Source organism: Rheinheimera sp. (assembly GCF_020217005.1).
GTDB lineage: Bacteria > Pseudomonadota > Gammaproteobacteria > Enterobacterales > Alteromonadaceae > Pararheinheimera.
The window spans coordinates 1-10,000 of record NZ_JAIWOI010000260.1 but is presented as its reverse complement, the minus strand read 5'-3'; the positions used below and the strand labels follow the sequence as shown (position 1 = coordinate 10,000).

Sequence of the window (10,000 nt, the reverse complement as noted above, 5' to 3'; positions counted from 1 at the left end):
ACCCGTCACCAAAGATGTGCCAGTGATCACTACTGCTACTCCAACAAAAGTGTGCCAGCCCAGAGTTTCGTTTAAAAACACATGGCCCCAGAATACGCCAAATACAGGTATTAAAAAGGTGACAGTTAAAGCCGGAGTAGCCCCTTCATCTTGCACTAAACGGAAGTAGAGTAAATATGCAACCCCGGTACAAAGCACACCCAAAGCTAAAACTGCAGCAGCGACATTCAGGCTGATATCACTCTGTATTGGAAACAACAGCATCACCGGAGCCAGCATTAATGTCGAAGTCCACATGCTGCCATGTGCATTAGTATAAGGTGCCACCGTTTTCGCTAAACGGGTATAGTGCGTGGCAACACCGTAACAAAAAGCAGCACCAGCAGCGCAAAATACTGCCACTAAAGCGCCAGGTTCCAGTACTACAGCATCAAAACCCACCAAAATAGCCACACCGCTGATACCAAGCACCAAGCCAGTTACAATTCGCAAAGTTAAAGCTTGCCGAAACACTATGATGCCAATCAAAGCCCCCCAGATAGGAGCTGTGGCATTAAGCACAGACAACACCGATGCCGTTAAGGTTTGCGCAGCATAGGCAAACAAAAGAAAGGGGAAAGCGGAGTTAAAAAAGCCAAGAATAAAAAAGTGCTTCCAGTTATTTTTTAAATCCAGTTGCTGCTTTTTCAAAAACCAGCCCATAAGACCTAAAAAAGACGCTGCAAGTAGCACTCTGCCAGTCATTAATGCTGCCGGCCCTAAAGTGCCTACAGCAATTCTCATAAACAAAAATGAAGACCCCCAGATGGCAGCCAAACTAAACAAACGGATAAAACTGGCGGGTTGCATGGCTAACTCCTGTATGCAATCTGAGGTAAAGCTCTCAAACCGCCTTGTAAGTTCACTAAAAAATTCTGTTTTTCTAACTAAGTATTCAACAGATATGTAAAAAAATGAAAAAATCCACTAAAGCCAGGTTGCGAAGCTATGCAGATATATTGCATAATTACCCCGCTTCATTTTTGCTTTATTGCTTCAGCCCATACCACTTTTGTATGGGCTTTTTCATTTCTGGGCTAATAAACTCAAACTCTGCCGAACAACGCAGGAGTTTTTAGCTCTGATCATCCTGACTGATACGGCTGGCCACAGCTCCAGTCTGTTGTTGATACTTGGCATCCACCCTTTTGTTGTAGGGGCGAGCTGCTTCACCTGTCATGGTTTCAAAGTTTAAAGCACCAATTTTCATGTTGGGTCTGAGCGCCAGCGGTAAACGACCACTGTTATAAAACTCCAGTACTATATTGCCAGACCAACCCGGATCGATACGATGCGCTGTCACATGCACCATTAAACCCAAACGTGCTAAGGAAGAACGGCCATCCAGCCAACCAACTATGTCAGCAGGCAAGGTGACAGATTCGAGCGTAATAGCCAAGGCCAGTTCACCAGGGTGCAGAAAAAAGGCTTCGTCATCGGACAATACAATTTCATCACTCATCACCGAATTCAGCGCTAAATCCACTTCTTCACGCGGGCCACTTAAATCAATAAAAGGCGCGGCATAAGCGCGAAAAGTACGGAATTTATGGCCTAAGCGAATATCCACGCTAACACCGCTGATCATGTCTGGTGTTGGCCGTGGCGTAATTTGGATCTTGCCTGCTTCGATATAGGCTTCAATGTCGCGGTCACACAATCTCATGGTTAATCATCCGTAAAAATAATGTCGGGTTGCTTAGCTTGCTGATGTTGGGAGTTCCAATATAAAGCAAAGCTCAGTTGTCGTGCTATAGCCCGGTAAAAACCAGTACCGCTTTCGGCTGGATTCAGTACGAAAGGCGTTCCGGCATCACAGGACTGGCGTATTTGTTTTTGTAAGGGTAACTGCCCCAGCACAGGCACCTGATAACGTTCAGCCAATTCCAGGCCACCGTTGGTACCAAAAATATCGTCGATTTCACCGCAGTGACTGCACTGGTAAAAACTCATGTTCTCTACCAGTCCAAGCACTGGAATATTCACGCTGCGAAACATCGAAATGGCTTTTTGTGCGTCAGCCAAAGCCACATCCTGCGGTGTAGTCACAATTATTGCCCCTGTCACCGGTAGTTTTTGCGACATCGTCAACTGGATATCACCTGTACCAGGCGGCATGTCGACAATCAAATAATCCAAATCCGGCCACAGGGTTTCATTTAAAAGCTGCAATAAGGCCTGACTGGCCATAGGGCCACGCCAGACCGAAGCTTGTGCAGGGTCGACTAAAAAACCTATAGACTGCAGATAAATACCAGCCGCTTGTTTTGGCAACAGATGTTTATCATCCGGTGATTCTGCCTTTGCATCCGTTAACCCAAGCATGGTCGGAATGGAAGGACCATAAATATCCGCATCTAGCAGCCCTACTTTGGCCCCTTCTAAACCTAAAGCCACCGCCAGATTGACCGCAGTGGTGCTTTTACCTACACCACCTTTGCCAGAGGCCACTAAAATCACCTGCTTGATGTTGCGGTAGGCTGGTTCTGCAGCGTTTTCGCTTTGAAGTTCCAGTTTCAGATCTGGCTGCACCTGCTGAAGTACAGGCAATAACTCGTCAGCCACTGAGGCCCAGGGGAATTTCAGCGTTAAGCTCAGGCTATTGCGTTTGCTACTAAAACTGGCTTGCTGAATCAAAGTATCCAGCGGCATAGGAAATTCTTTGCTTTGAAATTCAGCCAAAGTTTTGGCTAAAACTTCGGGCATCTCATCAGCGGATGATTGCTGCTCTGCTGTTTTTTTAAACCATTTAAACCACATCGTCTCACTCAATCTGTGTTGCTGAACTGGTTCTATTGCTTCGAACTGTATTTAGTGCACACTTTGCCAGCTTTTCAGCGCTTTGCTGCTGTTGAACTGGTGCGCTTTGACGCCAGCTATTGTATCATTAAGTCACTTTTTTCAGTGATATATCTATGAGTTATCGATGACACAACGCAAAATTCTTATCACCAGTGCTTTACCTTATGCCAATGGCCCCATTCACTTAGGCCATATGCTGGAATATATTCAGACTGACATCTGGTCCCGTTTCCAAAAAGCCCGTGGTCATCAGTGTTATTACGTCTGTGCGGACGATGCTCATGGCACGCCAATTATGCTCAAGGCCCAGCAGCTGGGTTTAACGCCTGAACAGATGATTGCTCAGACCGCCAAAGAACATCAGGCTGATTTTGCCGAATTTTTAATAGGCTTTGATAATTACCACAGCACGCATAGCGAAGAAAACAAGCAGTTTGCCAGTGAGATTTATACCAAGCTGGATCAAGGTGGTTATATCAAACGCAAAACCATCAGCCAGCTGTTTGACCCGGAAAAACAGATGTTCCTGCCGGACCGTTTTGTTAAAGGCGACTGCCCTAAATGTGGTACTACAGATCAAAACGGCGACAGCTGTGACTCCTGCGGCGCGACTTACAGCCCGGTGGAGCTGAAAAACCCACGTTCTGTGGTTTCAGGCGCTACCCCTGTGTTAAAAGACAGCGAACACTATTTCTTCGACCTGCCTGCTTTTGAACAAATGCTAAAAGACTGGACCCGCAGCGGTTCACTGCAGGACGAAATGGCGAACAAACTGCAAGAATGGTTTACTGAAGGCCTACAGCAATGGGACATCAGCCGCGACGCGCCTTATTTTGGTTTTGAAATCCCAGGCGCTCCTGGCAAGTTTTTTTATGTCTGGCTGGACGCGCCTATCGGCTACTTAGCCAGCTTTAAAAACTACTGTGATAAAACAGGCGTGAACTTTGACCAGTTCTGGCAAAAAGACTCAGAGGCTGAGATTTACCACTTTATCGGCAAAGATATTATCTATTTCCACAGTCTGTTCTGGCCCGCTATGTTAGATGGCGCAGGTTACCGTAAACCGACCTCTGTCTATGCCCACGGTTTTGTTACTGTCAATGGCGCTAAAATGTCTAAGTCGCGCGGCACCTTTATCAAAGCCCGTACTTATCTTGAGCATTTAAACCCAGAGTATCTGCGTTATTACTTTGCGTCTAAACTGACCAGTAATATCACAGACTTAGACTTAAATCTGGAAGATTTTGCGCAAAAAGTGAATGCGGATTTAGTCGGCAAAGTGGTGAATATCGCCAGCCGTTGTGCCAGCTTTATCAGCAAAAAATTCGATGGCAAGTTAAGTGCCGAGATTGTAGAACCTGCATTATTAGCAGAGTTCACAGCCGCTGGCGAAACTATTGCCGAAAGCTTTGAGAAACGTGAATTTGCCCGTGCTATCCGCGAAATTATGGCGCTGGCCGATAAAGCCAACCAATACATTGACGCCAAAGCGCCTTGGGTGCTAGCAAAAAATGAAGCGACCTTAACCGAAGCGCATTTGGTCTGCTCCATGGGCATTAACCTGTTCCGCGTTTTAATGCACTACTTAAAACCAGTGCTGCCGGCCATGGCCAAAGAAGTGGAACTGTTTTTAAACGCCGAATTAAGCTGGTCAACTTATCAGACCGCTTTAACCAATCACAGCATCAATGTGTTTAAGCCACTGATGCAACGTGTAGAAATGACCAAGGTAGAAGCTATGGTCGAAGGCTCAAAAGAAAATCTACAGCCTACAGCTGCTGCCCCAGTGGCTAATGCGGCTGCGGAACCAAAAGCAGCTCCTGCGGCCGATTCTGCAGCAAGCGCCATTGAGCCTATTGGCGAAACCATCAGCATTGATGACTTTGCCAAGCTGGATTTACGTGTCGCGCGTATCATCAACGCTGAACATGTGGAAGGCGCAGACAAGCTGGTGAAACTGCAACTGGATTTAGGCAATGAAACCCGTCAGGTCTTTGCCGGTATTAAATCTGCGTACCAGCCTGAGCAGCTCATAGGCCGACTGACAGTGATGGTTGCCAACTTAGCACCACGTAAAATGCGGTTTGGCATGTCCGAAGGCATGGTGATGGCCGCAGGCCCTGGTGGCAGTGATATTTTCCTGCTAACACCAGATGATGGTGCGACGCCAGGTATGCGCGTTAAGTAGATCTACCCGTCGTTCTTGAAGCTGCAGCTTTGTTGACTACGCAACCTCGCCCCAGTCACATAGGTGAACTATGCTCCTGGGGTCTCGATCGCTTGTCGCCTCGCTGCAACTCCAATTACTTAGGGTAGCCGGTTGACTACCCTTTTTTTGTGACAAGGAAAAGCATGTCCAACATTCTGCGTTCGTTTTCTTCGTTATATTTTGCCACCTTATTGATGGTACTCGCCTCTGGGGTACTGACTACGTATTTAGGTTTGCGCCTGGCCGCAGACTCGGCAGCGCAAATCTGGATAGGCGGCATGATGTCGGCTTATTATCTGGGCTTAGTTGCTGGTTCCAAAGTGGGGCATCGTTTGATCGCCCGGGTCGGGCATATCCGGGCTTTTGTGGCCAGTGCAGGTATTACCACAGCCAGCGCTTTAGGCCATGCCTTAATAGACGATTTAGCCATTTGGCTGCTGCTACGTCTGATGGTCGGCATGGGCATGATGTGCATGTATATGGTGCTGGAAAGCTGGCTGAACGAACAGGCCGACAGCAAAAACCGCGGCACCGTCTTTGCCAGTTATATGATTGTCTCCTACTTAGGTTTAGTCTTGGGACAATTGGCGATCAGCCTCAACCCGGAACTCACGCTAAAACCGCTGTTAATTGTCGCTATGTGTTTTGCGCTTTGTATTGTGCCTTTGGCTTTAACCCGCCGTATCCACCCGGCGCCTTTGCAACCTGCGCCCCTGAAAATCAAATTGTTCTGGCAAAAAGTACCACAGTCACTGACCACTATTGCGATGGCTGGTGTCATAGTGGGTTCCTTTTACGGTCTGGCTCCGGCTTATATAGCGCACAGTGGCGCCAGCACAGAACAAGTGGCGGCTTATATGGCGACCACAGTGATTGCAGGTTTGCTGGCGCAATGGCCTATGGGGCGTTTATCTGACAAGATAAGGCGTAGTCGTCTAATTCGTATCAATACAGTTCTGTTAGGTGGCGTGGTGCTTTGTATTGCCATTTTGCCGTTAAGCGGCGTCTTTGCGCTGATATTTACTTTTGCTTTTGGCATTCTGGCTTTTACTTTGTACCCGCTGGCCACAGCACTGGCGAATCAAAATGTCGAACAGGAACACCGGGTGGCTTTATCCGCCACTATTTTGCTGACCTTTGGTATGGGCGCCTGTATCGGCCCTTTAATTGCCTCTGGCTTTATGCAACTGGTCGGCAATAGCATGTTGTATGGTTTTATGGCGCTTTGTACCCTGCTGCTGTTTTTACGTTTAACTCATGTTAATTATCAGCAAAAACAACAGGATAAAGAAGTGTCTCAGGATTATGTGATGGCCTCAGGCGATTTGGTGTCGTCACCTTTAGCCGCAGCTTTAGATCCAAGGGTTGATGAACAAATGGTGCAGGAGCAAATGGTTCACCCCCATCACCCGGATGCTGAACTGCCAACAGCGGATCAGGAGCTGAGCAGTATGGACGCTGCAGCTGCGCCAGAAGTACAGATAGATACAACAGAAGCTGTCCCTGAACCCGATCAGGATCAGCGCAAAGATGAAAACAAACCGGTTTAAGCCGGTTTGTTCCTTTAGGCAATGGCCAAACTCAAAACAGGGTAAGCACCAGTTTACCTACCACGGCATTCGCAGAGAGCAATTGATGCGCCCGCTCCGCCTCTGACCAGTCGATACTTTCTGCCAGTACAGGCTTGATGTTTCCAGCTGCCAGAGCGCTGCCAAACTGCTGATTAAAATCGCTGATTAAGGCCGCTTTGTAGCTGTCTGTGCGGCTTCGAAGCGTAGAGCACAAAAGCTGACCGCGCTTTTTCAGCATCAGACCTAAATCCAGTTCTGGCGTCATACGGCCGCCAAGCATGGAAAGCACCACAATCTGACCATCCAGCGCCAGCAATTGAATATCTTTGGCAATGTAATCCGCCGCCACAGGATCAATAATTAAATCAAAACCTTGTGGCCTCACTGCTTTTAATTCAGCGGCAAAATCATGAGTTTTATAGTTGATAGCAACGTCAGCCCCTAAAGCTAAGCAAGCTTTGGCTTTCTCGTCAGAACCCACTGTGACAGCAACAAAACAGCCCAGGGCTTTTCCCAGCTGTATAGCTGCAGTGCCTACCCCGCTGGCCCCTGCATGCACTAACAATGCGCCTTGATCTGGTAAGTTGCCTACGGCGCGCATGGCCTGAAAAGCAGTTAAAAACACTTCAGCGCAAGCCGCAGCTTGAGCCATACCTAAAGCTGCAGGCTTTTTAATTAAATGCTCAGCGGGTAAAGCCACATACTGGGCATAACCACCGCCAGGTACTAAAGCAAAAACAGCTTCACCCAGCCAATCTGAAGATACGCCCTCAGATACAGCCACCACAGTGCCCGCGACCTCCAAACCTAAAATATCGGATTCCCCCGCCGGTGGTGGATACAAACCCGAACGCTGCAATAAGTCCGCTCTGTTGATACCTGCAGCTGAGACTTTGACCAGTACCTGCCCGGCTTTTAACCCCGGAACTGCCACAGTGACCTGCTGCAACTGGCTTTGCTTGCCTGGATTGATCACCTCAATAGCGGTCATTTGCGCTGGGATCTGATAGTTTTGCATGGATTTACCTTTAACTTGCTATAGTTTTGCTTTAGCTTTTGCGCGCTCTTCACTAAAATAGCGCCCCTTGCCCATCTACAGAGTTCATCTATGTCTCACAGTATCATTTTACAACCCGAACGCGAAAAATCCTTAAGACGCCGCCATCCTTGGGTGTTCTCCAAAGCGGTATTGCAGGTCAAAGGCAAACCAGAATCGGGTGAAACTGTAGATGTATTAAGCCATGACGGTAAGTGGTTATGCCGCGGCGCTTACTCAGCCGACTCGCAGATCCGCGTGCGCGCCTGGACTTTTAACGAAAAAGAACAGATTGATCAGGCCTTTTTCAACCGCCGCATTCAGCGTGCCTGGTCTGTGCGTCAGGATATGTACGATTTAAGCCAAACCAATGGTTTACGTATAGTGGCAGCTGAATCCGATGGTCTGCCAGGTGTGACTATCGATTTATACGCCGATGTACTGGTGTGCCAGCTGTTATCCGCTGGTGCTGATGCGAACCGTGAGCTGATTGTCACTGCATTAAAGCAATGTTTCCCGGACTTCAGCATTTACGAGCGTTCAGATGTGGATGTGCGTAAAAAAGAAGGCTTAAAACCAGTGACCGGCTGGTTGCATTTGCCGCGCGAAAGCGGTGAAGTGGTGATTTTAGAAAACGGCATGAAAATTCTGGTCGATGTAGTGAACGGCCACAAAACAGGATTTTATCTGGACCAACGCGATTCACGCTCAGCAGCAGGCCGTCTGGCCAAAGGCAAAACTGTGCTGAACTGCTTTAGCTACACAGGCACTTTTGCACTCTCCTGTTTAAAAGGTGGAGCGGCTCATGTGACGAACGTCGATATGTCGGATTTGGCTTTAAAAACTGCAGAACGCAATTTAGTGTTAAATAACATTGAACCGGACAGCGCCAACCACGTCAAACAGGACGTATTTAAACTGCTGCGCGAATACAAAGAGCAAGGCAAGTTGTTTGATATGGTGATTTTAGACCCACCAAAATTTGCCGACAGCAAAGCCCAGTTGATGCAAGCCGCTCGTGGTTACAAAGACATCAACCGTGTCGCTATGCAGCTCGTCAAACCAGGTGGATTGTTACTGACCTTCAGCTGTTCAGGCTTAATGGACGAAATGTTGTTCCAGAAAATTGTGGCTGACGCCGCTTTGGATGCCAACAAAGATTGTTTGTTTATCGAAAAACTCAGTCAGTCCAGCGACCACCCTATTGCCAGCTTCTACCCTGAAGGTCATTATCTGAAAGGTTTAGTTTGTAAGGTATTCTAAGCAGAGGCTTTTGCCTTTGCCCATCAACTAAGGAGTGTTCGATGACGACGAAAAAATTAGCTTTAGTAGTGGCCGCAGCTTTAAGTTTTTCCGCAGCCGCAGACTGGTCTGTCAACAGTGCGCAGTCCAGCCTGAATTTTGTTTCGGTTAAAAATGACATAGTGGCTGAAACCCACAGTTTTAAAGACTTAACAGGTAAATTAACTGAAGCAGGTGAGTTTGCAGTGACAATTCCAGCCCTGACCCTGGACACGGCTATTCCAATTCGTAACGAACGTATTCTGGAACATGTGTTAGCGGCCAAACAATACGCCACTATCAATGCCAAAGGCAAAGTCGACAGCAAAGTACTCACAGGCTTAAAAACCGGTGACAGCGTTGTTGTGGATCAAGCCTTAGATTTGACCTTACTGACAAAAACCCAAAGCCTGATGGCTAAAGTGAAAGTGACCAAAGTGTCAGACAGCCAATTGGTCGTCACCACTATTGCGCCAATTATGCTGGACGTAAACAAGTTTGAATTAAACGCTGGCGTAGAAAAACTGCGTGAACTGGCAGGCCTGAAAGCCATCAGCCCAATGGTCCCCACCACTTTTAGTCTGGTGCTGGTGAAGTAAGTTTTTGGTTAGTTTGATTTTTGAAATAGCCACCTTTGGGTGGCTTTTTTGTTGTGATTTGGCCTCTCTGAAGTATTCAACTATACCAACTATAAACTCCCTGTTAGCCGCAAGCCGTTCAAAAATGGGAGGCCAAGGTTTTAAGACGAGGAGTGTTTGAGAGAGGAGCGATAGCGACAAACGAGTTGCACAATCGCCTTGGACGCACTTTTTTGAGCGGACTTTATACGAATCCCCCTCCTGGGCCAGCTAAGGCTGTTCAGCGCAAGCGCTGTCGTAGCGGCCAGGGTCGCCTTTTATGAATTACATTCATGTAATTCACCGCTTGGGCCAGCCTTCGTCTGTTGAAAAGTGCTCCAGCACTTTTCTGCTTTGGATACTTTCTTTTGGCGAAGCAAAAGAAAGTATCTCGCCAACGGCAAAAGCGTTTAAATAACAAAGTATCAAGCCAACACAAATCCCA

Annotated in this window: 8 protein-coding genes; 4 read left to right on the top strand and 4 right to left on the bottom strand. The window is 47.6% G+C overall.

All coding sequences use genetic code 11. From position 1 onward, the window contains the following. From LDL40_RS12725 to apbC, 3 genes are all read right to left on the bottom strand, one after another. Positions 1-849 (bottom strand): DMT family transporter (locus tag LDL40_RS12725; RefSeq protein ID WP_300995754.1); only part of this gene is annotated, 849 nt, incomplete at its 3' end. Between the two features lie 265 nt (positions 850-1,114). Continuing rightward, positions 1,115-1,705: a dCTP deaminase gene (gene dcd / locus LDL40_RS12720; protein ID WP_300995753.1), complete on the bottom strand. Its 591-nt coding sequence runs from the start codon at positions 1,703-1,705 to the stop codon at positions 1,115-1,117. Between the two features lie 2 nt (positions 1,706-1,707). Further along, on the bottom strand, positions 1,708-2,799 hold the full coding sequence (gene apbC / locus LDL40_RS12715) for an iron-sulfur cluster carrier protein ApbC (RefSeq protein ID WP_300995752.1): 1,092 nt from the start codon (positions 2,797-2,799) through the stop codon (positions 1,708-1,710). 166 nt (positions 2,800-2,965) lie between these two features. Between apbC and metG the strand changes: the two genes are divergently transcribed. Beyond that, positions 2,966-5,029 carry a methionine--tRNA ligase gene (metG, locus tag LDL40_RS12710; RefSeq protein WP_300995751.1) on the top strand — a complete coding sequence of 688 codons (2,064 nt, stop codon included), beginning with the start codon at positions 2,966-2,968 and terminating at the stop codon, positions 5,027-5,029. 164 nt (positions 5,030-5,193) lie between these two features. Further along, entirely contained in the window at positions 5,194-6,600 is a 1,407-nt protein-coding gene (locus LDL40_RS12705) for an MFS transporter (protein WP_300995750.1), read from the top strand. A gap of 31 nt (positions 6,601-6,631) precedes the next feature. Here the strand turns inward: LDL40_RS12705 and LDL40_RS12700 are convergent, their stop codons facing one another. After that, positions 6,632-7,639, bottom strand: a complete 1,008-nt coding sequence (locus tag LDL40_RS12700; protein WP_300995749.1) for an NAD(P)H-quinone oxidoreductase — start codon at positions 7,637-7,639, stop codon at positions 6,632-6,634. Positions 7,640-7,729: 90 nt separating this feature from the next. Here LDL40_RS12700 and LDL40_RS12695 point away from each other — a divergent pair, with 90 nt between their 5' ends. Both LDL40_RS12695 and LDL40_RS12690 read left to right on the top strand, forming a co-directional pair. Next, positions 7,730-8,920 carry a class I SAM-dependent rRNA methyltransferase gene (locus tag LDL40_RS12695; RefSeq protein ID WP_300995748.1) on the top strand — a complete coding sequence of 397 codons (1,191 nt, stop codon included), beginning with the start codon at positions 7,730-7,732 and terminating at the stop codon, positions 8,918-8,920. A 41-nt stretch (positions 8,921-8,961) separates the two neighbouring features. Then, positions 8,962-9,537: a YceI family protein gene (locus tag LDL40_RS12690; protein ID WP_300995747.1), complete on the top strand. Its 576-nt coding sequence runs from the start codon at positions 8,962-8,964 to the stop codon at positions 9,535-9,537. Positions 9,538-10,000 lie beyond the last annotated feature (463 nt).